Annotated in this window: 22 protein-coding genes; 13 read left to right on the top strand and 9 right to left on the bottom strand. The window is 64.6% G+C overall.

All coding sequences use genetic code 11. The features are described from left to right. Nucleotides 1-10: 10 nt before the first annotated feature. Both PBR20603_RS01155 and PBR20603_RS01150 read left to right on the top strand, forming a co-directional pair. A complete protein-coding gene (locus tag PBR20603_RS01155) occupies nucleotides 11-1,243 on the top strand; it encodes a diaminopropionate ammonia-lyase (RefSeq protein WP_150557723.1) in 1,233 nt (410 codons plus the stop codon). Between the two features lie 36 nt (nucleotides 1,244-1,279). Next, nucleotides 1,280-2,446: a M20 aminoacylase family protein gene (locus PBR20603_RS01150; protein WP_150557722.1), complete on the top strand. Its 1,167-nt coding sequence runs from the start codon at nucleotides 1,280-1,282 to the stop codon at nucleotides 2,444-2,446. A gap of 24 nt (nucleotides 2,447-2,470) precedes the next feature. Here the strand turns inward: PBR20603_RS01150 and PBR20603_RS01145 are convergent, their stop codons facing one another. Further along, a complete protein-coding gene (locus PBR20603_RS01145) occupies nucleotides 2,471-3,208 on the bottom strand; it encodes a GntR family transcriptional regulator (protein WP_150557721.1) in 738 nt (245 codons plus the stop codon). 238 nt (nucleotides 3,209-3,446) lie between these two features. On the opposite strand from PBR20603_RS01145, the gene PBR20603_RS01140 reads away from it, so the two are divergent. After that, complete coding sequence (locus PBR20603_RS01140; RefSeq protein ID WP_150557720.1) at nucleotides 3,447-4,901, top strand: 2-hydroxymuconic semialdehyde dehydrogenase; 1,455 nt, start codon at nucleotides 3,447-3,449, stop codon at nucleotides 4,899-4,901. 146 nt (nucleotides 4,902-5,047) lie between these two features. Here the strand turns inward: PBR20603_RS01140 and PBR20603_RS01135 are convergent, their stop codons facing one another. The 3 genes from PBR20603_RS01135 to PBR20603_RS01125 all read right to left on the bottom strand — a co-directional run bounded on the left by PBR20603_RS01135 (nucleotide 5,048) and on the right by PBR20603_RS01125 (nucleotide 9,060). After that, nucleotides 5,048-6,253: an aminotransferase-like domain-containing protein gene (locus PBR20603_RS01135; protein ID WP_150557719.1), complete on the bottom strand. Its 1,206-nt coding sequence runs from the start codon at nucleotides 6,251-6,253 to the stop codon at nucleotides 5,048-5,050. 154 nt (nucleotides 6,254-6,407) lie between these two features. Continuing rightward, nucleotides 6,408-7,907 carry an L-piperidine-6-carboxylate dehydrogenase gene (gene amaB, locus PBR20603_RS01130; protein WP_150557718.1) on the bottom strand — a complete coding sequence of 500 codons (1,500 nt, stop codon included), beginning with the start codon at nucleotides 7,905-7,907 and terminating at the stop codon, nucleotides 6,408-6,410. Between the two features lie 127 nt (nucleotides 7,908-8,034). Then, nucleotides 8,035-9,060, bottom strand: coding sequence for a DUF1338 domain-containing protein (locus PBR20603_RS01125; RefSeq protein ID WP_150557717.1), 1,026 nt, complete (start codon nucleotides 9,058-9,060; stop codon nucleotides 8,035-8,037). A gap of 168 nt (nucleotides 9,061-9,228) precedes the next feature. On the opposite strand from PBR20603_RS01125, the gene PBR20603_RS01120 reads away from it, so the two are divergent. Further along, entirely contained in the window at nucleotides 9,229-10,137 is a 909-nt protein-coding gene (locus tag PBR20603_RS01120; protein ID WP_150557716.1) for a LysR substrate-binding domain-containing protein, read from the top strand. Between the two features lie 41 nt (nucleotides 10,138-10,178). On the opposite strand, the gene PBR20603_RS01115 is transcribed toward PBR20603_RS01120, so the two are convergent. After that, entirely contained in the window at nucleotides 10,179-10,826 is a 648-nt protein-coding gene (locus tag PBR20603_RS01115; RefSeq protein ID WP_150557715.1) for a YitT family protein, read from the bottom strand. A 145-nt stretch (nucleotides 10,827-10,971) separates the two neighbouring features. Then, nucleotides 10,972-12,069, bottom strand: a complete 1,098-nt coding sequence (locus PBR20603_RS01110; protein ID WP_150557714.1) for a branched-chain amino acid aminotransferase — start codon at nucleotides 12,067-12,069, stop codon at nucleotides 10,972-10,974. A 421-nt stretch (nucleotides 12,070-12,490) separates the two neighbouring features. Here PBR20603_RS01110 and PBR20603_RS01105 point away from each other — a divergent pair, with 421 nt between their 5' ends. Further along, on the top strand, nucleotides 12,491-12,844 hold the full coding sequence (locus tag PBR20603_RS01105; protein WP_150557713.1) for a hypothetical protein: 354 nt from the start codon (nucleotides 12,491-12,493) through the stop codon (nucleotides 12,842-12,844). A 13-nt stretch (nucleotides 12,845-12,857) separates the two neighbouring features. Here the strand turns inward: PBR20603_RS01105 and yfcF are convergent, their stop codons facing one another. Then, nucleotides 12,858-13,529, bottom strand: coding sequence for a glutathione transferase (yfcF, locus tag PBR20603_RS01100; RefSeq protein ID WP_246174315.1), 672 nt, complete (start codon nucleotides 13,527-13,529; stop codon nucleotides 12,858-12,860). A 197-nt stretch (nucleotides 13,530-13,726) separates the two neighbouring features. Between yfcF and PBR20603_RS01095 the strand changes: the two genes are divergently transcribed. From PBR20603_RS01095 to PBR20603_RS01070, 6 genes are all read left to right on the top strand, one after another. Beyond that, a complete protein-coding gene (locus tag PBR20603_RS01095) occupies nucleotides 13,727-14,626 on the top strand; it encodes a LysR substrate-binding domain-containing protein (RefSeq protein ID WP_150557711.1) in 900 nt (299 codons plus the stop codon). Between the two features lie 143 nt (nucleotides 14,627-14,769). Further along, nucleotides 14,770-15,690 carry a LysR family transcriptional regulator gene (locus tag PBR20603_RS01090; protein WP_150557710.1) on the top strand — a complete coding sequence of 307 codons (921 nt, stop codon included), beginning with the start codon at nucleotides 14,770-14,772 and terminating at the stop codon, nucleotides 15,688-15,690. Between the two features lie 206 nt (nucleotides 15,691-15,896). Continuing rightward, the gene (locus PBR20603_RS01085; protein ID WP_150557709.1) at nucleotides 15,897-16,760 is read left to right on the top strand and encodes a VOC family protein; all 864 of its coding nucleotides are present in this window, start codon (nucleotides 15,897-15,899) and stop codon (nucleotides 16,758-16,760) included. Between the two features lie 78 nt (nucleotides 16,761-16,838). Beyond that, nucleotides 16,839-17,564 (top strand): class II aldolase/adducin family protein, encoded by a 726-nt coding sequence (locus tag PBR20603_RS01080; protein ID WP_150557708.1) that lies wholly within the window; start codon nucleotides 16,839-16,841, stop codon nucleotides 17,562-17,564. Nucleotides 17,565-17,706: 142 nt separating this feature from the next. After that, nucleotides 17,707-19,047 carry an MFS transporter gene (locus PBR20603_RS01075; RefSeq protein ID WP_150557707.1) on the top strand — a complete coding sequence of 447 codons (1,341 nt, stop codon included), beginning with the start codon at nucleotides 17,707-17,709 and terminating at the stop codon, nucleotides 19,045-19,047. Nucleotides 19,048-19,221: 174 nt separating this feature from the next. Then, entirely contained in the window at nucleotides 19,222-20,349 is a 1,128-nt protein-coding gene (locus PBR20603_RS01070; protein WP_150558272.1) for a porin, read from the top strand. A 113-nt stretch (nucleotides 20,350-20,462) separates the two neighbouring features. Here PBR20603_RS01070 and PBR20603_RS01065 read toward each other — a convergent pair whose 3' ends face one another. Next, nucleotides 20,463-21,512: an aldo/keto reductase gene (locus tag PBR20603_RS01065; protein ID WP_150557706.1), complete on the bottom strand. Its 1,050-nt coding sequence runs from the start codon at nucleotides 21,510-21,512 to the stop codon at nucleotides 20,463-20,465. A 68-nt stretch (nucleotides 21,513-21,580) separates the two neighbouring features. Here PBR20603_RS01065 and PBR20603_RS01060 point away from each other — a divergent pair, with 68 nt between their 5' ends. Together PBR20603_RS01060 and PBR20603_RS01055 are read left to right on the top strand one after the other, a co-directional pair. After that, nucleotides 21,581-21,907 carry a hypothetical protein gene (locus tag PBR20603_RS01060; protein WP_150557705.1) on the top strand — a complete coding sequence of 109 codons (327 nt, stop codon included), beginning with the start codon at nucleotides 21,581-21,583 and terminating at the stop codon, nucleotides 21,905-21,907. 10 nt (nucleotides 21,908-21,917) lie between these two features. Beyond that, entirely contained in the window at nucleotides 21,918-22,889 is a 972-nt protein-coding gene (locus PBR20603_RS01055) for an AraC family transcriptional regulator (RefSeq protein WP_246174313.1), read from the top strand. Between the two features lie 135 nt (nucleotides 22,890-23,024). Here PBR20603_RS01055 and ligD read toward each other — a convergent pair whose 3' ends face one another. Next, a complete protein-coding gene (gene ligD / locus PBR20603_RS01050; RefSeq protein WP_150557704.1) occupies nucleotides 23,025-25,529 on the bottom strand; it encodes a DNA ligase D in 2,505 nt (834 codons plus the stop codon). Nucleotides 25,530-25,532: the final 3 nt, after the last annotated feature.

The raw sequence follows: 25,532 nt of genomic DNA, 5'->3' as shown, positions 1-25,532 counted from the left end.
GAGCCCCCCAATGTTGTATGCCAATCCTCATGCCGTGCGCGCGCCGTACCCGGCAGATCTTCAGACCATCATGAGCATCGCGCGTGCGCAGGAGAGCCGCGATTGGCTCGCGCACTGGAACGGACTGACGCCCGGCAGTACACCGTTACGCACGTTGCCCGATCTGGCCGCGTCGCTGGGCGTCCGCAGCGTGCTCGTGAAAGATGAAGCGCTGCGTTCCTCGCTCGGAAGTTTCAAGGCGCTCGGCGCACCGATCGCACTCGTGCGTCTGCTGCTGCGCAAGTTCGAAGGCCACGGCTTCACGGCACAGACATTGCTGAACGGAGAACATCGCGACGCGCTCGACGGCTTCACGGTGATCAGCGCGACGGACGGCAATCACGGCCGCGCGCTGGCCGCTGCGGCGCAGAGCATCGGCTGCCGTTGCGTGATCGTGTTGCATGCGCATGTGAGCGAAGAGCGCGAGCAGGCGATTGCGGCCTGCGACGCCGAGATCGTGCGCATCGCGGGTCACTACGACGCCTCGGTGGAAGAGGCGGCGGCGCTCGCTGCGCGTCGTGGCTGGCACGTGGTTTCGGATACGTCGTATCACGGCTACGAAATCATTCCGCGTGACGTGATGCAAGGCTATGCGACGATCGCAGCCGAAGTCGACGAGACGTTGAGCGGCGAAGATGCCCGCAACGGCGATACCTGTCCCGTGACACACGTCTTTTTGCAAGGGGGCGTGGGTGGACTGGTAGCGGGGGTCGCGAGCTATCTCTGGGAGCGCTGGGGCGAGCGCAGGCCGGCGTTCGTTGTCGTGGAGCCGGCGCAGGCCGATTGTCTGTACCAAAGCGCGCTCGCGGGCCGGGCAGCGTCGGCATCGGGATCGGTCGATTCGGTGATGGCCGGGCTGGCGTGCGGCGAGACATCGCCTCTTGCCTGGCGATTCCTGCAGCCGTCGGTTGACGCGTTCATGACTGTTACCGATGCTCAGGCCGTCGAGGCGATGCAGCGGCTGGCCCGCGGGAGCGAAAACGATGTGCCATTCGTGGCTGGCGAGTCGGGGGCGGCCGGTCTGGCGGGGCTGCTGCAAGCCGCAGCAACGCCTGCGATGGCATCGGCGATTGGCTTGACGGGAGAGTCGCGCGTGCTGCTCGTCAGCACCGAGGGGGCGACAGCCCCTCGCGTGTACACCGAACTCGTCGGCGAACCGGCGGTGTCGGTGGCGCAGCGCCAACAGGTGTGGCTGGCGCGCTGATCTCATTTTCGGACACAGCATGCAAAGGAGCTTCGCATGACGCAGGACATCTATTTCGCCAAGGCGCTCACGGGATGGCGGCACGCGTTTCACCGGCAACCGGAGACCGGTTTCGAGGAGGTCGGCACGTCGCAGACGGTCGCGACGATTCTCGAGAGTCTCGGGCTGGACGTGCATCGCGGCATCGGCGGCACAGGGATTGTCGCGAACCTGCGCGTGGGGAATGGCGGCGGCGCTATCGGCATTCGGGCCGACATGGACGCGCTGATGATTGCCGAGCAGGCGCCGGGACGCGACCACGCGTCGCAAGTGCCGGGCAAGATGCACGCCTGCGGGCATGACGGTCATATGTCGATGGCGCTCGGTGCCGCGAAGCTGCTGGCCGAGTCGCGCGACTTCAACGGCACGGCGCGCTTCATCTTCCAGCCAGCCGAGGAACACGGCCGCGGCGCGAAGGCGATGATTGCCGACGGATTGCTCGAGCGCTTCCCCATCGACGCGATTTATGGCGTCCACAACATGCCGGGCATTCCGGCGGGACGCATTGCAACGCGCTCCGGCGGCATCATGGCGAGCGAAGATAACTTCGTCATTCGTATTCGCGGCAAGGGCACGCATGCGGCGCGTCCCCACATGGGGATCGATCCGTTGGTGATCGGCGCGCAAATCGTCGTGGCGCTCCAGACGGTGGTGTCGCGCAATGTCGACCCTGGTCTGTCGGCGGTGGTGTCGTGTACGGAATTCGTCACGGACGGGATTCGCAACGCCATTCCGACGAACGTCGTGATCAAGGGCGACACGCGCAGCTACACGGAGGACGTCCAGCAATTGCTCGAGACACGTATGCGCGACATCTGCATGGGCCTATGCGCGATGCACGGCGCGCATTGCGAATTCGAGTACACCTATGAATTTGCGCCGACGGTGAATCGCGCGGAGAACACAGCGCTCGCGGTTCGCGCTGCACAGGCGGTGGCCGGCGAAGCGATGGTCGATGCGGAGGTGGCGCCAGTGATGGCGTCTGAAGACTTCGGCGTTTTCCTGCAGCACGTGCCGGGCAACTTCGCGTTCATTGGCAATGGCAGCGGCGACGAACCCGGCGCCATCCCGTTACACAACGCCTGCTACGACTTCAACGACGCGATTCTGCCGCTCGGCGCGCGCTACTTCGCGCAGATCGTGCGCGACAGTCTGCCCCGTTGAGGAGGGGGGCGGGGCGCCCGCCGCTCAGCGCACCGCCGCGAGTGGCACAGTCCCGGCGTTGACCACCGCGTCGGGCAGCTCGCGCACGGCTTCCAGTGTCTTGCGGATATGCGTCGCGAGCAGGGCCGACGCCTTGCCGGCATCGCGGGCAAGACAGGCGTCGAAGATGGCCTGGTGTTCTTCGTGGACGTCGCGCGGCACCGGCTGATGCGTGATCGACAAGCGCCGGTAGCGCTCTGACTGACGGTACAGAATCGCCAGAAAGTGGTGCAGCCAACGCGACGGGCATGCCCGGATCAGGACTTCATGAAACGCCCGGTTGCGCGCCTCCCACTGGGCGAACTGGCTGCCATCGCCGCGCTGCCCGTCCCCCAGCCGTTCTTCGGCGAGCGAGAGCAGGTGAAACGCGCTCGTGAGATCGGCTTCCCAGGTGTCATCCCCCAGCGCAACAGACTGACGCAGCGCCTCGGTCTCCAACTGCACGCGCGTCTCGGTAATGTCGATGAAGTCAGCCAGCGAGATGGGCGTCACCCGAAATCCCCGATGACCGTGCTGAACGACGAGCGCGTCGGCCACCAACAGCGCCAGCGCCTCACGCAGCGTTCCCGCTCCGACCTCGTAACGATCCTTCAGATGCTCGACGCGCAGCTTTTCGCCCGGCGCGAGCCGTCCCTCGACGATATCGCTGCGCAGGCGCATGTACGCGCTTTGCGCCAGCGTGGTGTCGGCAGTCTGAGCAGAAGACGGGGTCGGGCTATGCATGCGCGCTAGGGATCGGTGGACGTGCCGAGATTATAAGCAGCTTCGCCACGATTTTCGCAAAATTGACTAAAAATCGAGATAAACATAAATTCTCGAGAAAATGTTGACGAGAACGTAGGAGCGGATTTATCGTGTGCTCCATGCCGCTGCCCCCCGGAACATGGGGGATGCCGAGTGACGCTGCACGCGCCCCGGCATGGCAGCCTCATCCCGAAGCAACCGACAGAACGAGACAGACATGAAGGATTTCCAGAACTTCATCAACGGTGAGTGGGTGTCCAGCCCCCGCACCTTCGAGAACCGCAACCCGGTCGACAACAGCCTGATCGGCCACGTGCACGAAGCCGGCCGCGCCGAGGTGGACGCTGCCGTACGTGCCGCCCGCGCCGCGCTGCAAGGCCCGTGGGGCAAGATGACGGTCGCACAGCGCGTGGCGTTGCTGCACGCCGTGGCCGATGGCATCAACCGTCGCTTCGACGACTTCCTGGCCGCAGAGATTGCCGACACGGGCAAGCCGCACGGTCTGGCGAGCCACCTGGACATTCCGCGCGGCGCCGCGAACTTCAAGGTGTTCGCGGACATGATCAAGAACGTGCCGACGGAGTCGTTCGCAATGACGACGCCCGATGGCGGCAACGCGCTCAACTATGGTGTGCGCACGCCGCGCGGCGTGATTGCGGTGGTGTGCCCGTGGAATCTGCCGCTGTTGCTGATGACGTGGAAGGTCGGCCCGGCGCTCGCGTTCGGCAACACGGTGGTGGTGAAGCCTTCGGAAGAGACGCCCGCCACGGCCACGCTGCTGGGCGAGGTGATGAACGAAGTCGGCGTGCCGCCGGGTGTCTATAACGTGGTGCATGGCTTCGGGCCTGAGTCTGCGGGCGCGTTTCTGACCGAGCATCCGGGGGTGAACGGCATCACTTTCACTGGCGAGACGCGCACTGGCGAAGCGATCATGAAGGCGGCCGCGAATGGCGTGCGTCCCGTGTCGTTCGAGCTGGGCGGCAAGAATCCCGGCATCGTGTTCGCCGATGCGGATTTCGACAAGGCTGTCGCGGGCATTACGCGTTCGAGCTTCGACAATAGCGGTCAGGTGTGTCTGGGCACAGAGCGCGTATATGTGCAGCGTCCGATCTTCGAGCGCTTCGTGGCTGCACTCAAGGAGCGTGCCGAGTCGCTGAAGCTGGGCGATCCGTACGCACAAGGCACCAACTTCGGCCCGCTCGTCTCGCAGGTGCATCGCGAGAAGGTGCTGTCGTATTACGCCAAGGCGCGAGAGGAAGGGGCGACGGTCGTCACCGGCGGCGGCGTGCCGGATATGCCGGCGCCGATGAAGGACGGCGCCTGGGTGCAGCCGACCATCTGGACCGGCTTGCCGGAGACAGCCTCGGTCATCCGCGAAGAAATCTTCGGGCCGTGCTGCCATATCGCACCGTTCGATACGGAAGAAGAAGTCATCGCGATGGCCAACGCCACGCCTTACGGTCTTGCCGCGACCGTCTGGACGTCGGATGTCGGTCGCGCCCATCGCATGGGTGCCGCGCTCGAAGTCGGCGTCTGCTGGATCAATGCGTGGTTCCTGCGCGATCTGCGCACGGCGTTCGGTGGCGCCAAGCAATCGGGTATCGGTCGCGAAGGTGGCGTTCACTCGCTCGAGTTCTACACTGAATTGCGCAACGTTTGCGTGAAGCTCTGAGCGCAGACACCAAGGGCCTCGCTGACCCTCCTTGCGGGGGCGGCCAGCGAGGCCCGCTTCATGGCATCCATTGCATCGGCACTGCGTGTGCCCGGTGATTACCGGACCCTCGAGTGCTTATCCTGCTGGGGTCTGCCTGGTTCGACTTATCCCACCTTCCTGCCGGTCGCGTCCATCGCGCGAGCCAGTCGCGCCACGCCTTCTTCGATGACCGTCACCGCCGGTGCTGCGAACGACAACCGCAGTGACGCCTCATCGGCATGCTCGGCAAAGAACGCCGTTCCCGGCACGAACAGCACCTTCTCGGCAATCGCGTGCGGCAGTAACTCGCTCGTTTTCACTGCCGCGAGACGCGCCCACACGAACATGCCGCCCTGCGGGGCGTGGAACTGAATGGTGTCGCCCAGCTTCTCGCGTAAGGCGCCGCACATCGCGTCGCACTTGAGACGATAGGCCTCGGTGATCTTCGGCAGATGCCGAGTCAACGCGCCATCCGCGAGATACTCGGCTGCCACGGCTTGCGTCCAAGGCACGCTGCATAGATCGACGGTCTGCTTGGCGACCACGCATCGACGCGCGATTTCCGGCGGCGCGACCGTCCAGCCCACACGCAACCCGGGCGCGACGATCTTCGACAGACTCGAGAAGTGCACCACCCAGTCGCGCGATCCCGGCACCTCGGCCGACAGGCCGAGCAGTGTCGGCACTGCCTCGCCTGCGAATCGCAAGTCGCCGTACGGATCGTCTTCCACGATCACGAACCGATACGCCGCCGCCAGCTTCAGCAGGGCAATACGACGCTCGCGCGAAAGCGTGGCACCGGTCGGATTGGCAAACGTCGGCACGGTGTACAACAGCTTCGGCACGGCGATCTTGCCCTCACGCAGCAGTGCGCTCAGATGTTCGACATCCAGACCATCGGCATCGACGGGCACGGTCACAATCTTCGCCTGTTGCAGTCGCAGTGCCTGCAACGTTGCCGGATACGCTGGCTGTTCGGTCACGACGACATCGCCCGGGGCGACCATCACGCGCAACAGCAGGTCGAGTCCTTGCTGCGAACCGGTCGTCACCACCAGGTCTTCGGCGGCGCATGGTGCGCCGCGCGATGCCATCAATGCGATGAGCTGAGCCTTGAGTTCGGCCAGACCGTCGGTGGGTCCGTATTGCAGGCAGCGCGCCGGTTGTGCGAAGGCGCGGGTCTGCGCTGCGGCGAGACCCTCGACATCGAACAGATCGCTGGCCGGATATCCGCCGGCGAACGAGATCATGCCCGGTTCGGAGAGGTATTTGAACAGTTCGCGAATCGGCGAACCTGCCGGGTTGGCGAACGGCGAAGTGAATGCGTACATGGGAGCCTCGCTGCAAAAAGCGTGACGGAATTCGGCGACTTGGGGAGAAGGCGCCGGATGGCAGAATGCGTCCGGCGCTGACAGACGTTGCGGCAGTCCCCGGGGTGTGGCGCATCGGAATGTGCGCGACGCCGGAGGGACCGCCAGCGGGACTTCACTCGATCGAGAAGTCGATGCCTTGCGCGAGCGGCAGGGCGGAAGAGTAGTTGACGGTGTTGGTGGCGCGGCGCATGTAGCCCTTCCACGCGTCGGAGCCCGACTCGCGGCCGCCGCCAGTTTCCTTCTCACCGCCGAATGCGCCGCCGATTTCCGCACCGCTCGGGCCGATGTTGACGTTGGCGATACCGCAGTCGCTACCGGCCGACGACGTGAAGCGCTCGGCTTCGCGCAGGTCGGTCGTGAACACGCACGACGACAGGCCATGCGACGCGGCGTTGTTGCCGTCGATCGCTTCGGAGAAGTCGCTGTACTTGAGCACGTACAGAATCGGGGCGAACGTCTCGGTCAGCACGATTTCCGTCTGCGACGGCATTTCTACGATAGCCGGCTTCACGTAGAAACCGTTCTCTGCGCCGGCCACCGTGTAACGCTCGCCGCCCGTCACCTTGCCGCCTTGTGCGCGTGCCTGATCGAGGGCGTTCTGCATACGTTTGAACGCACCTTCGTCGATCAGCGGGCCCATGAGGGTGCCGCGCTCGAGCGGGTTGCCGATGGAGACCTTGCCGTACAACGTTTTCAGACGGTCGACGGTCTTGTCGTACACGCTTTCATGCACGAACAGGCGGCGCAGCGTGGTGCAACGCTGACCGGCCGTGCCCACGGCCGAGAACAGAATGCCGCGCGGGGCCAGTTCCATGTCGGCGCTGGCGGTCACGATGCCGGCGTTGTTGCCGCCCAGTTCCAGGATCGAACGGCCAAAACGGCGCGCGACTTCCACGCCGACCTTGCGGCCCATTTCCGTGCTGCCCGTGGCGCTCACGATGGCCGAGCGCGGATCGGCAACGAGTGCTTCGCCCACGTCGCGACCCCCGATGATGAGGGCGGTCAGGCCTTCCGGGGCATCACCGAATTCGGCAATGACTTCTTCCATCAGCTTGTTGACGGCCAGCGCGGTCAGCGGGGTCTTCTCCGACGGCTTCCACACGACGGCGTTGCCGCACACGAGCGCGAGCGCTGCGTTCCACGACCACACGGCCACCGGGAAGTTGAAAGCGGAGATGACGGTGCACACGCCCAGCGGGTGCCACGTCTCGGCCATGCGGTGCCCCGGACGCTCCGACGCGATGGTCAGGCCGTACAGTTGACGCGACAGCCCGACGGCGAAGTCGCAGATGTCGATCATTTCCTGCACTTCGCCCAGACCTTCCTGCAGGATCTTGCCGGCTTCGAGCGTGACGAGCGCGCCCAGCGCCTGTTTGCGCTCGCGCAGCTTTTCGCCCAGCAGGCGCACCAGTTCGCCGCGACGCGGTGCGGGGACATTGCGCCACGCGGTGAATGCGGTGTGCGCGCGCGCCAGCGCGGCTTGCGCGTCGGCGACCGACGCGCTGGCCACACGGCCGATCAATGCGCCATCGATAGGCGAATGCACGGCGATGTCGCCGGCTTCGGCCAGTTTGGCAATGCCCAGTTCGTTCAGGATGGAAGTCGCGTTCACGTTGGATACCCCTATGGAATTCAGTGTTGGCCGCCGTTGCCGTGCGCCGGCGTCGGCGGGTGAGGAGGCGTCACAGGCACACGAGACGTATTGTGCGCCGAAGGCCGCCCGGCCTCGTTTGGCCCGGTTACTTGGCGTTGGCCGTCATCTTGAAAATACCTTGTGCGTTGCCGGCGTCGAACCGCAGATCGATCTTCCAGCAGCGCTTGGCGGTGTCGTACTCGCGATGACGCGTGATGAATTCGTAGAACGAACCCGGCACGTCGCGCGTGACGATCTCGCCGTCCTTGCCACGAAACTCGCGACGCACGGTGTCGGCGCGATAGGCCGTCTGGAACACGCGGCCGGAGCGCGAGCGCTCGACTTCGGGCTTCATCGGGCGGCCCTTGGCCTTCTCCGCGTCGGACAGGGCGAACACGTCTTCGACGCGGTCGGTCGCATGGTTGAACGCATTGCCTTCGGTCGCGATCCACGCCATTTCGGCAGATTCGGCCAGCAACAGTTCGTAATCGGCTTCGCTCGGCACGTCATGCTGACGGGCAAACGCACCGACGATCACCGGCAGCAGGGCCTGTGCGCTCTCGAGCGGCAGGGTGCCGTCGCGCTCCAGTTCCCAGAGCTGACCGACGGCCGCAGGCGTGAGCGGATCTTTCGATGTGCCGACGACACGCGACACGGCTTGCTGGAACGTCTCGGAGAAACGTTCCGGATGCAGCTCGCTCACGAAGAACTGAGAAATCTCTTCGGGAGCATCTTCATGCGCATAGGCACGGCCGGTCATGCCCAGTCGGTCGAGCGGATAGCGGCCGTTCAGACGGAAACCCAGCGGACGCAGAATGCGCGTGAAGGCGGCTTCGCCCGGCGGTAGCGCGCCGTTCTGCGCCCAGCGCACGGTGCGCAGCGCGCCGTGGTCAAAGTAGACACTGCCACCCGCGGCAATCGTCTCCTCGGTATAGGTGCGGCCGTTCGACGAGCGCTCGAGCAGTCCTTCGAACAGGGCCATGTTCATCGCCTGCGCCAGTTCGGCACGGGTCACGCGGCCCGGCTCGCAATCGGCCAGAAACGACGGCGAATTGAGCGTGGCAAAGAGTGCGTTGGTTCGGGCTTCCCCGACCAGGGAAACCAGCAACGACTGCACATTGGCATTGCGCATCGGATTGTCTCGCAGGGTGGACGCCGTCTCGGGGCGGCGCCGCAGGGTGTCAGGTCAAGGCATCGAGCACATCACTCCATACCTTCTTGCAGTGACAGCATTATTGGAACGGAAGCCACGCCCGTAAAGCGAGATAAAATTGCCACTTGATGCGTTTTAGGAATCAACATGCGCAAATTCAAGACCCCCGGCACGGCGGCGCTGCTGGCCTTCGAGGCGGCCGCCCGGCACGAGAGCTTTACGCACGCGGCGCGCGAGCTGTTTCTGACGGAAAGTGCCGTCTCGCGCCAGATCGCCACGCTGGAGACGCAGCTTGGCGTGCGTCTGTTCGTTCGCGCCAAACAGCGGGTGGTGCTCACGCGCGCCGGACGCCTGTACGGCACACAGGTGCGTCGTACGCTGGAGCAACTCGATCGCGACACGCTGGCGATCATGGCCCACGGCAGCGGTGGCGGCTATCTGGAGCTGGCGGTGTTGCCAACGTTCGCTTCCGAGTGGTTGATTCCGAGAATGAAAGACTTCGACGAGCGGCACCCGGACGTTCGCGTGAACATGGGCGTGCACACCGACCTCTTTACGTTCGACGAGACGCACTTCGAAGCGGCCATTCACTTCGGGCAGCCAACATGGCCGGGCACGTCATCGGACTATCTGTTCGGCGAGGAAGTGGTGCCGGTGTGCCGGCCGTCGCTATTGAAGGGGCCGGTGCGTAGCGCGGCGGATTTGCTCGCGTATCCGCTGCTGCACTCGACGACGCGTCCGAGCGCCTGGACCCAATGGTTTGCGGAGCAACGCATCGAGGACAACCGGACGCTGCAAGGCGTGCGCTACGAACTCCACACCATGCTGATCGCCGGCGCTGCGGCGGGGCTGGGCATCGCGCTGGTGCCGAAGTTCTTCGTCGAAGGGCAGTTGGCGAGCCTTGGCGTGACGATCCCGTTCGACGTGAAGAGCGTGGCCGGGTCGGCCTACTACCTCGTCTACCCGACGGAACTCACGCACGGGCAGCCACTGAGCGTATTCCGCGAGTGGCTGCTGAATCAGGCGAGTGCGTACCGTCCAAAAGGACGGGAATGACGGCAGTGACGGGAGGGCGAGGAAGGTGACGCCGGCGCAGCTTAACGCCCGGTGTAACGTCCCGGCCGGTGCCACGCAACGACCATGGCGCTCATGGCCACGGCAGACAGTGCGGACCAGGCGACGCGTCCTGCCGGAATCGTGGTGAGCGAGACGAGCAGAATCGTTGCATCGATACCCACCTGCGAGATTCCGGCGTTGATGCCGCGCTCGCGTTGCAGCCACAGGGTGAGGATGCCCGTGCCACCCACGCCGGCGCCATGCCGGGCGAGCGCGAGAATGCCCATGCCGCACAGCGTGCCGCCAACGAACGCGGCAAACAGCGGATTGACGAAGGCGACGTTGAACGTCTGCGGCATGGCCGCGAGGGCGAACGTGATGCCGAAGCTCGCGACGGTGGACTTGAGCGCGAAGCGCGGGCCCATCGTGAAGTACGCGAACAGGAAGAACGGAATGTTCACCAACGTGAAGATGGTGCCCACCGGCAGGGGAAAGACATAGGAGGCGAGCAGCGCAATGCCGGCCACGCCGCCGGTGACCAACCCGGCAGCCTTGAGCAGCACCAGACCGACCACCACAAATGCCATGCCGATGACCATCGCATAGATGTCTTCGAGCACGGAGTGCGGGACGCCGATTGTGTCGGTTGCCGCAATGGCGCTGGATACAGCGCCCGTATCGTGTTTCATGATCTGTAAGTCAAATACGACAAGACGGCGCGCCCGACTCTCCTGATGTCGTGACGCGCCGCCAATGATTTCCCGCGTCGCTGTCTCGGGCGACGCGCAGCTTCACAGCTTGTTATGTCGAAATACTCGGGATATCAACGCGCGATTACGCGACGTGGTGCACCCAGCCGAACGGGTCCGCGACCTTGCCACGTTGAATGCCCGTGAGTTGATCGCGGATGCGTTTCGTGACCGGGCCTTCGCCGCCGTCGCCGATATTGAATTCGCCCTTGGCGTGACGCACCTGACCGATGGCCGTGACGACCGCTGCCGTGCCGCACGCGAACGTTTCCTTCACACGGCCGCTGGCTGCGTCGGCTTGCCACTGGGCAAACTCGTAAGGCGTTTCGTTGACGCTCAGGCCTTCGCGCTTCGCCAGTTCGATGATCGATGCGCGCGTGATGCCCGGCAGGATCGTGCCGGAAAGCGGCGGCGTCTGGAGCGAGCCGTCGTCCATCACGAAGAAGACGTTCATGCCGCCCAGTTCTTCGATCCAGCGATGTTGCGCGGCGTCGAGGAACACGACCTGATCGCAGCCCTTGCCGCTGGCTTCGGTCTGGGCGATCAGGCTCGCGGCGTAGTTGCCGCCGCACTTGGCGGCGCCCGTGCCGCCCGGCGCAGCACGCGTGTATTGGTCCGACACCCACACGGTCACAGCCGATTTGCCCGGCTTGAAGTACGGGCCGACCGGGCAGGCGATCACGCAGAAGATGTACTCATGCGCCGCACGCACGCCCAGGAAGCTCTCCGAGGCGAACATGAACGGACGGATGTAGAGACTGCTGCCCTCCGTGCCCGGGATCCATGCGCGGTCGATGTCGACCAGCTTTTCCACGGCTTCGAGGAACACGGCTTCCGGCAATTCGGCCATCGACATGCGCTGGGCGGACTCGCGGAAGCGCTTGGCGTTAGCTTGCGGGCGGAACAGCGAAATCTTGCCGTCTTCGCCGCGGTAGGCCTTCATGCCTTCGAAGATTTCCTGTGCGTAGTGCAGGACGGCGCACGCCGGATCGATTTCGAACGGACGGCGGGCCTCTACCTTCGCGTCATGCCAGCCGGTACCCTCGGTCCAGCGGATCGTGACCATGTGGTCCGTGAATACGCGGCCGAACACCGGGTTCGCCAGCTTGGCGGCGATCTGGTCGGCGGGGGTGGGGTTGGCGTGCGGCTCCACGACAAAACGCAATTGATTATCGGCGCTCATGTTTCTTCAATGTCTCGGCAGAGGGGGCTTTAGTCGTCAGTGCCGTTAACGTAAACGGCAAGGTGGCGATATTTTCCTCCTTTCGGCCCCTGCCTGTCGACTGAATTCACCGCGCAAGCCGTCTTACCGGGCTTTGCGCCGAAATTGCGCCAAAAAACATCGGAATTTGGCCTGTTTTTGCAAGAAAAGTGCGCGATTTCGCGAGAAAGTCAACGCGGCGCAGCCTTGCCACAAGCCCGGCTGCGCGAGGGTAAGCGTATGTAAAAAAGCGTTTCCGCATGCCAAGCCGAAGGTGCTCGACAATTATGATCAGAAGCGGATGATGTCGGGCGCGACGCAGCGTTGCCGATGGCCCGCTTTGGGCGGGTGATCTAAGGCTGGCGGCGTTTCGGCCCGGGGAAAGCCAAGGGAGAGGAGACAAATGAAATCGTCAACGATTCGGATGTTGCGGGCTTATTTGCTGGTGGCCTCGTTGGGCGCCGCTGGCATCGATGCCTGTGTCGTGATCGCCATGCTGATCTTCGACGTGCCCGAGCGAATCTTCACCTCGGCCGATTTCCGGATCGCGATGGCCGCTTCGCTGCTGCTGTTGATGCTCGCCGCACGCTCTCTCGCGGCGGCGGCGTATCAGGCGGCGCTGAGCTCCCGTCATGCCACCCTGCATGGCGCGGGCGGCCGTGGCAGCGTTGCATTGCGCAACGACTGCCCGAACCGTCTGCTGGTCCTGCTGCACATCCGCATTCATCGCCAACGGCTGGCGATGGTGGCGGCCTGATCGGAATTGCCGCTCAGGCGGCCTTGCCGTCAACCCGATCGCCCGGACGCGGCGGACGCGTCATCGCCACCCATTCCTGCACTGCCGGGCGCGTGAATTGACGGCGCGCATACTCGGCCAGTGCTGGCGGCACCACGTCGTCGTTGTACACGAGGCGGTTGAGCATCAGCGCGAGATCGACGTCCGCGATACACCACTTGTCGAACAGCGACATGCGCCCATCGGGCAGCAGGCTCTGGGCAATGGCGATCAGCTTGCTTGCGGCGGCGTAGCCCGCGTCGGTGAGCGGCTTGTCCGTCGGGCCATAGTAGATGAATTCCGTTGAGCGCTCCTCTCGCAGGGCCCCCAGATCGCTGCGCAACCAGGCCTGCACCTGACGCGCCCGTGCGCGCTCGCGCACGTCCACCGGATAGACCGGCACATCGGGCGAAATCGTTTCGAGATATTCGGTGATGGCCGATGATTCGGACAGCGTGAAGTCGCCATGCACAAGCGTCGGGACGCGACGCGTGAGCGACATATCCGCGAAGCTGGTTTCGTAGTGCGCGCCCAGCCCGAGGTCGACGGTGCGCAGATCGAACGGCAGACCTTTCTCGCGCAGCGTGACGAAGACCGACAGTGCGTAGGGGCTCGTGAACTGAGCGTCCACATAGAGTGTGAACGAGGCGGGGGCGGCGACTGACACGATGAACTCCTGTGAAGGGAAACGCGGGCGACGGCGACGCATGCCGTAACGGCGTGCGATGTTGGCGCAGCGGCCCGCAAGCGATAATCTTGCCGCACGCGTGCGGTGATAAGCTACTGCACAATTCGCCAGTGAGCTGTGATCTGGATTCACACCTTGCGGCCTCTCCCCGCGTGTAGACTTTCGCCCCCCGTCCTATGAATACTTCTCACCGCGCCCGCCCGCCGCTGGCCAATCTGGAGACTGTCTGCCTCGTCGCGCGTCACGGCTCGTTCACGGCGGCGGCCGAGGCGAGCGGTCTCACGCATGGCGCAATCAGCCGCCGGGTCGGCGCCGTCGAAAACTGGCTCGGATGCGCGCTGTTCGATCGGCACGGCCGGGGTGTCAGCCTGACGTGCGACGGCCAGCGATTTCTCGGGCGTATCGAGCATGCGTTCGACGTGATCGACGCCGCGGCCGACCAGTGGCATCAGGCGCGCAAGGCGCCGGCCGTGCGTCTGAGCGTGGTGCCGTCCTTTGCCAAACTCTGGCTGCTCGAACGGCTGCGCTCGCTCGAAGACGGGCCGCCGTTCCTCAACATTCACGTCGCCACCGAGCATCGCACCGCCGACGTGGGCGCGGGGGAGGTCGACATCGCGCTGCGCTATGGACGTGGGGGGTGGGCAAATGTCGATTCCGAACCGCTGATGGGTGAGACGCTGTACCCGATCGCGTCGCTGGAGATGGCGCAACGTCTTGAAGGCGCGAGCACGGCCGACATGCTGGCGATGCCGCTGCTGCACGACTCCGACCTCACAGGTTGGCGCGCGTGGTGTGGCGCGCAAGGCGTTTCGCTGCGCCCGCGCGCGCGTGACCGGCGCTTCGAGGATTACACCGTCGTGCTCGCGGCGGCCGAGGCCGGGCTGGGCATCGCGATGGCGCGTGCGCCACTGGCCGATGCCTGGATCGCTCGCAGCCGTCTCAAGCGTCTGTCGGACATCGAAGTCGAGTGTCCGTTGAAGTACCACATCGTGACGGCCAAGCGCGAGAAGCGTCCCGAGGTGCTGGAGGTCATTGCCCGTCTGCATGAAGCGGCGCGTGCAAGCGCGCGCACGTAATACCACGAACGCCGCCACCCGAGCGGGCGGGGTTTTCCGCACTGCGCACGTTCAAGGACGTTACCTAAAATACGGGACCGCACCGCCTTGGGTGACCCGACCCTGCGGCTCGTAACGCTTCTTGCAGGACTGCACGGCTGGGCATGAACTTACGCTCGCTCGATCTGAATCTGTTGCTCGTGTTCGAGTCGCTGCTGCGCACGCGCAGCACGACCGTCACCGCAGAGGAACTGAGCCTCACGCAATCGGCCGTGAGCAACGCGCTCAAACGCCTGCGCCTCGCGTTTGGCGATCCGTTGTTCGTCAAGACGCCGCAAGGCATGTTGCCAACCGATCTTGCCCTCACGCTCGCGCCACCTGTGACCGAGGGTCTCGGCCTGATTCGCGGCGCCGTGGAAGCACCGCAGGACTTCGTGCCGGCAAACGCGCAACGCACGTTCCGCCTTTACCTGAGCGATATCGGTCAGTTGATCTTCATGCCGAAGCTGATGGCCACGCTTGCCGCAGAGGCGCCGGGCGTGCGCATCGTCACGGTCGACACCACGCCGCGTGAGGCGCAGAACGCCATGGCGATGGGTGACATCGATCTCACGCTGGGTCTGTTCACCCGCTTCTCGTCGGGCTTTCACCAGCAGCGTCTGTTTCGTGAACATTACGTCGCACTCGTGCGCGACGGGCATCCCGTGATTCGCGAGCAACTGACCAGCGACGCCTTCCTCGACGCCGCGCACGCGGTCTATCGTCCGACGGCCGGCCATCACGATGTTTTCGAAACGGCCGTCGAACATTGGTTTGCGCAGGCGGGACGCCAGCGTCACGTTGCGCTGCGCATGGCGCACTCGATGGGGCTCTCGGCGCTGATCGCAGCAAGCGACCTCGTGGTGTGTGTGCCGACGCGGCTCGGACGCGCGCTCAAGTCCGCCGCGGATCTGTGCACTTACGCGTTGCCGTTCGAAGGCCCTGAGTTCGACATCTCGCAACTGTGGCACGAACGCTTTCACACCGACGCCGGCCATCGCTGGTTGCGCAGCACCATCTTCCGCCTGTTCCACGGCGAAGACTGATCCGCCATCTTCGCCGCGAGCCAGGCGCGCCGCCCAGCGCGGCGGCGATGCCATGCGCATGCTGCACCCCCAATTCATGCTGTAAATACTGCGCATTTACGCAATTTGTTGGCGTCATTCGGCATCGATCCTTATCGTATCTCTCACGACATTGAAGTCACCGGGCGCACGCCCGTGACACGAACAATATCCGCAGGAGACAAGCGGTGATCAATCTGCACGACATTCGTTACGTGCGGCTGGGCACACGCGACCTCGAAGGTGCCACACGCTATGCGCGCAGCATTCTCGGGTTGCAGGAAGTGCGCCGGGAGGCCGGTTACGTATTCTTTCGCAGCGACAGCCGCGACCATTCGGTGTGCTACTTCGAGGGCGATCCCGCCGACCACACGGTTGCGTTCGACGTGGCAAGCGACGCGCACTTCGATGCCGCCGCCGCGCAGCTCGAGGCCATGCACATCGCGTTTCGACGCGGAACGCGTGACGAAGCCGACATGCGTCGCGTGGCCGGCTTCCTGACGTTTCGCGACCCGACCGGCAATCAGATCGAACTGGTGTTGCGCGCTGCGCAGACCGGACGCGGTTATCACGGCGAGCGCGATGCCGGCATCGATTCGTTCAGTCATGTGGGGTTGTGTACGACTGACGCGCGCCGGGACGAGGCGTTCTGGACGAGCGTTTGCAACGCCCGCGTGTCGGATCGCATCGGCGACGCACCACTGCTGCGCATCGACGACGTGCATCACAAGATCGCGCTGTTCCCGGCCAAGCGCGCCGGCATCCAGCATGTGAACTTCCAGGTCAATACCATCGACGACCTCATGCGCTCTTGGTACTTCCTGCGCGAGCAGGGCGTGCCGATTCGCTTCGGTCCGGGGCGTCACCCGACGTCTCACGCGATGTTCCTATACTTCGCCGGCCCGGACGGCATGGTCTACGAGTACTCCACGGGCGTTCGCAAGATTGCCCCCGAGGACGAGGCAACCTACGTGCCGCGTCAGTTCCCCTTCGATCCGACGGGGTTCTGCATGTGGGGCGCGAAACCCGAGATCCCCGAGTTCTCGGCCTGATTTTTCCACCGGACCTTTTGACCAGATGCGGTGCGTCGATTGGCCGGCGGCCGTCACACCGCATGCGCAGGATTCCCCATGACACAACACACGTTTGATGCCGCGTGCATCGCCGAGCGGGATCGCGCGGTGCGCGTGGCGGCGCGCACGCTGGCTCGCGCGGGCCTGGCGCACGCTTACGGTCATTGCAGCGCGCGTCTCGACGCCGATCACTTTCTCGTATGCGCGGCGCGTCCGATGGGGCTCATCGGCGTGGGCGAAACGGGCACGGTGGTGCCCGTCGATGGTCCGCTGCCTGAAGGCGTGCTCGGCGAAGTCCGTCTGCATCAGAAGCTCTATCGCTCACGGCCCGAGATTGGCGCGGTGGCGCGCTCGATGCCGCCCAAGACCATGTCGCTCTCGACGCTGGGCAGAACCCCGCGCGCGTTGCATGGCCCGGGCACTTACTTCGCGCCCGGTGTGCCGTTGTGGGACGACCCGCAACTGATTCGCTCCGACGCGCAGGCCGAGGCGGTCATCGCGAAGATGGGCACGAATGCTGCCGTGGTGATGCGTGGCAACGGTGCGGTCGTCGCCGCAGACACCCTTGAGGCGATGGTGGCCCTCACGTGGTACCTCGAAGACGCCGCACGCGTCGACCTCGACGTGCTCGCACTCGAAGCCGCTTACCCCGCGACGGTACTCGATCCCGACGCCTGCCGGGCGCGCGCCACCCGCTCGGGCCGGATCATCGAGCGCATGTGGGAATACCTCTCGGCCGGCGATCCGGAACTGCACGGCACAAGCGTGCCGGGCGGCGCGTGATCGTGACGCATTGATCCGGAACGTCATGCCCGCCATTTTTACGTAATCGCCCCCAACCGGCTGCGTGGCCTTCACAGAGCGTCGTCGACAGACGCCACGGCCCGCCGCTCAGTTCGCGGTCACCACCGCACAGGAGACAGACATGGAAATATCCGCTTTGATGAATCGCAGGGGCATCACGCCATTTCAATGGCGCGTGATTGCCCTGTGCTTTCTGATCGTGACACTGGACGGTTTCGATACCGCGGCCATCGGCTATCTTGCCCCGGCCATCCGTAGCGAATGGACGATGGCGACGACCAGCCTCGGTACGGTCTTCGGCGCCGGACTTGGCGGCTTGATGCTCGGCTGCTTCATCTTCGGTCCGCTGGCCGATCGCATCGGCCGCAAACGCGTGCTGATCCTCTCGGTCATCCTGTTCTCGCTGGGCAGCATTGCGTCGGCCTACGTTCACAGCCCGACCGAGCTTGCCGTCATGCGCTTCATTACCGGCATTGGTCTGGGCGGCGCCATGCCCAACGCCATCACCCTCAGTTCGGAATATTGCGCGGAACGCATGCGTTCGCTGCTCGTGACGGCCACGTTCTGCGGCTTCACGCTGGGCTTCGCCATCGGCGGGGAGATCGTCGCGCAGACGCTTCCGCACATCGGCTGGCGCGGCGTGCTGATCGCTGGCGGGGTGGTGCCGCTCGCGGTCGTGCCGGTACTCATGCGCTGGTTGCCGGAGTCGATGCGCTACCTTGCTGCGCGTGCAGACAGCGCCGATCAATTGCTCGCCATTGCACGCCACATCGATCCGCATGTGACGCGCATCGACCCGGAAGTCACCCCCGCCGGTGCGGCGACTTCCGCCGTCGGCGGGCTGTTCACACGCCAGTATGTCGTGGGCACGCTGCTGCTTTGGGCGACGTACTTCTGCACGCTGTGCGCGTTCTATCTGCTCACAAGCTGGCTGCCGCTGGTGGTCAAGGATTCGGGCTATACGCTGGCGGAAGCGGCCCGCATCGGTGCGATGTTGCCGCTGGGCGGGACTGTCGGTGCGGTGCTGATCGGTTTCGCAATGGATCGCACGAGTCCGTATCGGGTGCTCGCCGCGTCGTATGTCATGGCCGGGATCGCGCTGTGTGTGCTGGGATCGGTGACGCATCAATCGGGCTGGCTGATGATCGTGGTCTTCCTCGCGGGCTTCGGTGTCGCGGGTTCGCAGACCGGGGCCAATGCGCTCACGGCGGCGTACTACCCGACGGCATCGCGTGCAACCGGCGTGGCCTGGGCGCTGGGGGTGGGACGTCTCGGATCGATTCTCGGCTCCAGCCTCGGCGGCGTGCTGATTGCCACGGCATCGAGCACGGCGCAAGCCTTTCAGATCGTCGCGATTCCCGCGTTTCTTGCGGCGGCGCTGATGCTCGTCATGCGCCGTCGCGTGGGCCGCACCGGGTCTCTCGCAGCGGCGGCCACCAAGCCCGCCACGGGCACAGTCTGAGCGGTGTTCGGGGGCGAGCGTCTGACCGCGCTCGCCCTTGCGGTACCCGCGGCGTGACCGTCCCCTGACGGCCAGGCTGCGGCGCCTGCCCCCGCAGGCATTTGTCAGCTACCGGTCGACACAGGCCGGACCACCACACGATTCAATGGAGACATCACCGTGACCTTCAAGGGACTGCCCGCGCTCGCGCTGGCCGCCGGCCTCGCATTGGCCCACACTTCCGCCTCGGCCCAGAGCGTGACGCTCTACGGCATTCTCGACACCGGTGTCGAATACATTTCGCACGCCGGAGCCAACAACAGCTCGCTCGTGCGCATGCCGGGCAACACCGGCTCGTTGCCATCGCGCTGGGGCCTGCGTGGCGATGAAGATCTCGGTGGTGGCCTGCATGCGGTGTTCGCGCTGGAGAGCGGTTTCAACGTTCGCGCGGGCGACCTCAATCAGGGCGGGCGGCTGTTTGGCCGTCAGGCGTGGGTGGGGCTGTCGAATTCATACGGCACGCTGTCGTTTGGCCGTCAGTACTCGATGACGTTCTGGGTCATGGGCGACGCCGACATTCTCGGCCCGGATCTCTACGGCAGCGGCTCGCTCGACAACTACATTCCGAATGCGCGCAGCGATAACACTGTCGCGTACAAGGGTGTGTTTCAAGGACTGACGGTGGGCACAACCTACTCGTTCGGACGCGACAGCGGCGGCACCGGCAACTCGCCGGGGCAAGGCACGTGCGCCGGGCAGACGCCCGGACAGATGACGTCCTGCCGCCAGGTTTCGGCCATGCTCAAGTACGACACGGCATGGTTCGGCGTGGCGGGGGCCTGGGACGAACAGCGCGGCGGCGCGGGGGCGGCGGCGAGCTTCTTCAACGGCGCTGCGACCGTGCCGCTCACGAGTTCGTCGGACAAGGACACCCGTTGGCAGTTGAACGGCTATGTGAAGGGCGGCAACTGGAAGGCGGGGGCAGGATGGCTGGGCCGTCGCGTGCAGACGGCGTCCGCTGCGGTGGCGGACGTGAATTCCGATATGTTCTACATCGGCGCGCTGTACCAGTTCACGCCGGCATTCGCGGTGGACGGCGAAGTATTCCGCATGCTCAATGCGCGTCAGAACACGCGCGCGACGATGGCGACGCTGCGAGGCACGTACTTCCTATCGAAGCGCACCGCTGTGTATACGCAGGTGGCATGGCTGGCGAACAGCGAGCACGCGGCGTACTCCGTGAGCTCGGGCGGGGCGGGCGGTTCGCCGACGGCGGGCACGAGTCAGTTGGGCGTGAACGTCGGTTTGCGTCACACGTTCTGACGAACTGACATTGCGCGCTGCACGCGAGCAGCGCACCGGCAAAACAAACACGGCGCACCCCTTTTGCGGTGCGCCGTGTTTCGTTGCAGCGCTTTGGCGCTGACTGCCGTCTATCAGAGCAGGCCAGCTTCGGCGAGTTGCGCGCGGCGCGGGTCGCCCTGACGCGAGAGCATCCAGCCCGGATACTCACTCGGCAGTGCGCTCGCGGCGTCGATGGCCGACAGTTCACGGGCGTTCAGCGTGACGCGCGTGGCCGCGATGTTGTCGTCGAGCTGATCGGCGCGCTTGGCGCCGATGATGACCGTTGTGACAACCGGCTGGGCGAGCAGCCAGGCGAGGGCGATCTGCGCCACCGACACGCCCTTCTCGGCGGCGATGCCGCGCATGACATCGATCGCGTCGTACGCCCGCTCCACGTTGACCGGCGGGAAGTCGAAGCTCTGACGGCGGCTCCCCGCTTCGGTCTTACCGTCACGCGTGTACTTGCCCGAGAGCAGGCCGCCGGCGAGCGGGCTCCACACCATCAGTCCGACGTTTTCGCTACGCAGCATCGGCACGATCTCGCGCTCGAGATCGCGGCCGGCGACGGTGTAGTACGCCTGTAGCGACGCGAAGCTCGCGAGATTCAGGCGTGCCGAAATGCCCAGTGCCTTGGCGATCTGCCATGCCGCCCAGTTGGAGACGCCGATGTAGCGCACGTGACCTTGACGCACCAGCGTGTCGAGCGCGCCGAGTGTTTCTTCGATGGGCGTGGCCGGATCGAAGCCGTGTACCTGATACAGGTCGATGTGATCGAGTTGCAGGCGTTTGAGGCTGGCCTTGATGCCGTCCATGATGTGATAGCGCGACAGGCCACGCGAGTTCGCACCTTGCGCGCCCGTCGCGCCGAAAACCTTGGTGGCGACCACGACGTTATCGCGCGGCACCTTGAGGTTGCGCAGGGCCTGACCGGTGAGCACTTCCGACTGACCTTCCGAATAGACGTCGGCGGTATCGATGAAGTTGATGCCTGCGTCGAGCGCACGTCCCACGAGCGTGTCGACATCGTTCTGCTGCAATTGGCCGATCTTGCTCCACATTTCGCCCTGTCCGCCGAAGGTCATCGTGCCCAGGCACAGTTCCGAGACGAAGAGGCCGGTGTTGCCGAGTTTCCTTTGTCGCATTGCATTGCTCCGTTGAAATTGCTGCCCGTCGCCAGTGGCCGCCATGGGGGACAGACGGCGTGCACGGGATGGAATGCATTATGCGTCGCGGGGCATCAGGCAAGCAGTACCTGTTCCTGCACATTTCCTGCCTGATTCTGCAAGTGAGCGAAACGACGCGCGGGTGTTGGGGCGCTGAGTGGCCGGAAAGCACTGTCGGATATGGCGGGAAGATGGCGGATGCAAGCGGCGCGGTGAGGCGGTTGGCCGATGCCGACGCTTGGATTTTGCCCGATTCTCCGGGATTTCTGCCTGATCGCGCCTACGCGAATCTGGAGGATCAGGCAAATTCTCGTGGCAAGCGTATGCTGTGCGACATTGCGGCTGTCGTGAGGGTGATGGCCGTTCTGAACTGAGGGCACTTCCATGCATCTGGTCAAACATCCGCCACGCGAGGCGGCGCAAAGTGAGTTCGCGGGCGATCCGTCGCTTACCGCGCGTAACGAATTGGTGGGGCTGCTCGAGCGGGTCACGCATGGACTGGAGGGCACGACGCCGACAGCGGTGGAGGGCCTCTTCGTCCATCGCATTCTGCATCCTGGCGGACCGAAGCCGGCGATTCAGCAGCCGGCGTTTGCCGTCATCGCGCAGGGCGAGAAGCGCTTGCTGATCGGGGACGCGCATTACGCTTACGATCCGATGCATTACATGGTGTCGTCGGTGCATTTGCCGGTAGTGGCGCAGGTGTCGGGGGCGAGCGAGCAGTCGCCGTATCTCGGGTTGCGCCTCAATCTGGCAGCCGAGGATGTGACATCGCTCATTGGCGACGAACATCTGCCGCCGCCTGCCCCTTCGGCGAGCGGCCGGGGCATGTACGTGAACCGGCTGGACGCCGCGCTGCTCGACGCCGTGTTGCGGTTGCTGCGCCTGCTGGAAACGCCGCGGGACATTCCGATACTGGCGCCGATGATCAAGCGCGAGATTGTCTATCGGCTGCTGATGAACGGGCAGGGCGTGTTGTTGCGGCAGATGGCGTTGCAGGACAGCCAGATGAACCGCATCGCGCGGGCGGTGCGTTGGTTGCGCGACCACTATGCCCAGCCGTTGCGGGTGGAGGCGTTGGCGCAGGAAGTACACATGAGCGTGTCGTCGCTGCATCACCATTTCAAGCTGGTGACGGCGATGAGTCCGGTGCAGTACCAGAAGCACTTGCGCCTGCAGGAAGCGCGCCGGTTGATCTTCGCGGCGGACATTGCCGTGGCGGCGGCCGCGCAGGCAGTGGGATACGAGAGTGCGTCGCAGTTCAGCCGGGAATACGCGCGCGTGTTTGGCGAGGCGCCACTGCGGGATAAGCGTCGCTGGCTGCAGGACGGGGATGCGGGGGTGACGCGGCGTTAACGATGAATTTCCGATGACCTTCCGATGACCTTCCGATGACTTTCGAGCGTCAGTCGGTTGAATGGCACTCGCTCCGCCTGCACGCTCGCCACAGTCGGCGCTTCGCGTGTGTGCTCGTGCCGTCTTGCCACTGGCTCAATCCCGCAACCGATCCCACGTCGCCTTCGTCACCCGCTGTTGCGAGGCTTTGTCGTAGTCGGCCCAAGGGTCTTGTGTCAATGCGCTCAACCGCTGGACGGCGTTGCGCACGTTCCACGCGTCGGCGCCGGGTAAATCTGACAATTCCTCCCAACGCACCGGCATCGATACGGCCATTCCCTCGCGGGCGCGGGCAGAGTATGCGCAAACGGTCGTCGCTCCCCGGTAATTGCGCAGATAGTCGATGAAACACTTCCCGATGCGATGCTTCGGTCCCATCGTTGCCGTGAAACGATCCGGAAAGGCGCGCGCCATATGTGTGGCGACAGCCTCCGCAAATCCCTTGGCGATGTCCCATTCGTGACGCCGTGCCAATGGCGTGACGATGTGCAGTCCCTTGCCGCCGCTAGTCTTCACGAACGCCGTCAGTCCCAGTGCCTCGAGCAATCTGCGGATCAGTTGCGCGTCTTCCACGATGCGCTCGAACGTCACGCCCTTGCCGGGGTCAAGATCGAAGATCACTCTGTCAGGGCGCTCGATCAGATCGCTGCGTGCATTCCATGTGTGAAACTCCACCGTCCCCATCTGCACCGCGCCGACGAGACCAAGCGTGTTGTCGATCTGCATGAGCGGCTCATGATCCGGATCGAGCGAAGGGTCGAGCGCACGCACGCCCTGCATCGTCTTCGCCGCGTGCTTCTGGAAGAACATCTCCCCGCCGATGCCTTCGGGCGCACGCAGCACCGCCACCGGCCGCTCGCTCAGATGCGGGAGCATCCACGGGCTGACTGCGTGGTAATACGCGGCAAGCTCGGCCTTCGTGACACCGGAATGTGTGTCCATGACGCGATCGCCGTGCGTGATCTTCATGGGCAATGCGCGCGTTCCTTCAGGCGACTGAGCGGTGAGCGTCATCGATGGCGTCTCCGTGTGGCTGTCGAGATTGGCGGACCCGGTGCGACTGACTTCGCGCCGAATGTCTTTTGCTGGCTTGTCGCTGCGCATCGCGAGAAACGAGGCTTGCCGAACGTTACCGTCGCGCGTCCACTGCGCGAACCGAACTTCGGCGACGAGTGTGGGGCGAAGCCAGTGCACGCGTGCCGAGCCTCCCGGACGAGGCGTTGGCGACAACGGCGGACGTGCCGTCTCGTGCGCATCGAACTGCTGGCGAAGACGCAGCAATGCCTCAGTATCGAAACCGGTGCCGACTTTTCCCGCGTAGCGCAGGGTTTGGCCGTCGTCATCGTAATAGCCGAGCAGCAGCGCCCCGAAACCTTGCCGAGAGCCAGACGGCTCGGTGAAGCCCAGCACGACGAATTCCTGACGCTGCGAGCACTTGAGCTTGCGCCACGCGTCGCTGCGCCCGGCAACATAAGGCGAGTCGTCGCGCTTGATCATGATGCCTTCGAGCCCTGCCTCGCACGCGCCGCGCCAGAGCGATTCGAGATCGCCGCTGACCGGCTGAAGGACGCGCACGGCGTCGGTCTCTCGCCCCTTGAAAATCGCAGTGAGTGCCGCCTGACGCTCACGCAGCGGAGCGTCGCGCAGATCGCGGCCATCGCACCATGGCACGTCGAACAGGTAGATCAGGATGGCGTCCTGCACGTTCTCGTCGAACGCACGTTGCAGCGCCTGAAAGTCGGGCAGGCCGTGTTCGTTCGTCACGACAGCCTCGCCGTCGAGCCATGCGTTGGGCAAGCCGCGCTTACGTAGCTGATGTAGCGCGTCCACGGCACGCCGAAAACGATGCGTCCAGTCCTGACCGGAGCGGGTAAAGACGCGAATGTCGTCGCCCGCAATACGAATGAGGACGCGGTAGCCGTCGAGTTTTACCTCGGCATGCCAGCCGTCAGAAGCGGGCGCCGCGTCGACAAGCGTAGCCAGCATCGGGCGCATTTCGGCGGGAGGCTTTGCCGACGATTTTCGCTGCGCGACCGGTGTTGCTGCCGACTTCCCTGCGGTGTTCGCAGCGATAGTCCCGTCATGCCGATGAATCAGCAACCACTGAGGCTGGCGAGCGGGTTTGTCGGTACGAACCAACGTCCAGCGTCCGTTCAGTCGCGCGCCATGCAAAGTGAACGACAGCTTGCCGTTGGCGTAGTCGCGCTGTGCGTTGCCGTCCGGCTCCCACGAGCCGCTGTCCCAGATGTTGACATGACCCGCGCCGTAATTCCCGGCGGGAATGTCGCCTTCGAAATCAGCATAGGCCAGTGGATGGTCTTCCACCTGAACCGCAAGACGAGGACGGCTGACATCGGGGCTCGGTTGCTTCGGCAATGCCCACGACTTCAATGTGCCGTCGAGTTCGAGCCGGAAGTCGTAGTGAAGATGACTCGCCTGGTGGCGTTGAATGACGTACCGCAACGTTTTGCCGGACAGCGCGCGTTTGCCGCGCGGCTCAGGGGTAGCGCCGAAATTGCGTTTGGCGTCGTAGGGGGTGAGCGAGTCGCCGGGGGGGCGGCGCTGCGTTGTCGCGCTGGAAGTCGCTTTGCGCTTCGGCATGCT

Origin of the sequence: Pandoraea bronchicola (genome assembly GCF_902459805.1) — a bacterium.
Classification (GTDB): domain Bacteria; phylum Pseudomonadota; class Gammaproteobacteria; order Burkholderiales; family Burkholderiaceae; genus Pandoraea; species Pandoraea bronchicola.
Note: the sequence above shows the minus strand (reverse complement) of the source record. Positions and strands in the feature narration are given on the sequence as shown.

Excerpts from the sequence above, each read along its gene's own strand:
- PBR20603_RS01060 (WP_150557705.1), top strand. The coding sequence starts at position 21,581 with ATGGAATGCATTATGCGTCGCGGGGCATCAGGCAAGCAGTACCTGTTC.
- PBR20603_RS01115 (WP_150557715.1), bottom strand. The coding sequence starts at position 10,826 with ATGAAACACGATACGGGCGCTGTATCCAGCGCCATTGCGGCAACCGAC.
- PBR20603_RS01105 (WP_150557713.1), top strand. The coding sequence starts at position 12,491 with ATGAAATCGTCAACGATTCGGATGTTGCGGGCTTATTTGCTGGTGGCC.
- PBR20603_RS01095 (WP_150557711.1), top strand. The coding sequence starts at position 13,727 with ATGAATACTTCTCACCGCGCCCGCCCGCCGCTGGCCAATCTGGAGACT.
- PBR20603_RS01150 (WP_150557722.1), top strand. The coding sequence starts at position 1,280 with ATGACGCAGGACATCTATTTCGCCAAGGCGCTCACGGGATGGCGGCAC.
- PBR20603_RS01080 (WP_150557708.1), top strand. The coding sequence starts at position 16,839 with ATGACACAACACACGTTTGATGCCGCGTGCATCGCCGAGCGGGATCGC.
- PBR20603_RS01090 (WP_150557710.1), top strand. The coding sequence starts at position 14,770 with ATGAACTTACGCTCGCTCGATCTGAATCTGTTGCTCGTGTTCGAGTCG.
- ligD (WP_150557704.1), bottom strand. The coding sequence starts at position 25,529 with ATGCCGAAGCGCAAAGCGACTTCCAGCGCGACAACGCAGCGCCGCCCC.
- PBR20603_RS01135 (WP_150557719.1), bottom strand. The coding sequence starts at position 6,253 with ATGTACGCATTCACTTCGCCGTTCGCCAACCCGGCAGGTTCGCCGATT.
- PBR20603_RS01145 (WP_150557721.1), bottom strand. The coding sequence starts at position 3,208 with ATGCATAGCCCGACCCCGTCTTCTGCTCAGACTGCCGACACCACGCTG.
- PBR20603_RS01120 (WP_150557716.1), top strand. The coding sequence starts at position 9,229 with ATGCGCAAATTCAAGACCCCCGGCACGGCGGCGCTGCTGGCCTTCGAG.
- PBR20603_RS01155 (WP_150557723.1), top strand. The coding sequence starts at position 11 with ATGTTGTATGCCAATCCTCATGCCGTGCGCGCGCCGTACCCGGCAGAT.
- PBR20603_RS01140 (WP_150557720.1), top strand. The coding sequence starts at position 3,447 with ATGAAGGATTTCCAGAACTTCATCAACGGTGAGTGGGTGTCCAGCCCC.
- PBR20603_RS01075 (WP_150557707.1), top strand. The coding sequence starts at position 17,707 with ATGGAAATATCCGCTTTGATGAATCGCAGGGGCATCACGCCATTTCAA.
- PBR20603_RS01055 (WP_246174313.1), top strand. The coding sequence starts at position 21,918 with ATGCATCTGGTCAAACATCCGCCACGCGAGGCGGCGCAAAGTGAGTTC.
- PBR20603_RS01125 (WP_150557717.1), bottom strand. The coding sequence starts at position 9,060 with ATGCGCAATGCCAATGTGCAGTCGTTGCTGGTTTCCCTGGTCGGGGAA.
- PBR20603_RS01065 (WP_150557706.1), bottom strand. The coding sequence starts at position 21,512 with ATGCGACAAAGGAAACTCGGCAACACCGGCCTCTTCGTCTCGGAACTG.
- PBR20603_RS01110 (WP_150557714.1), bottom strand. The coding sequence starts at position 12,069 with ATGAGCGCCGATAATCAATTGCGTTTTGTCGTGGAGCCGCACGCCAAC.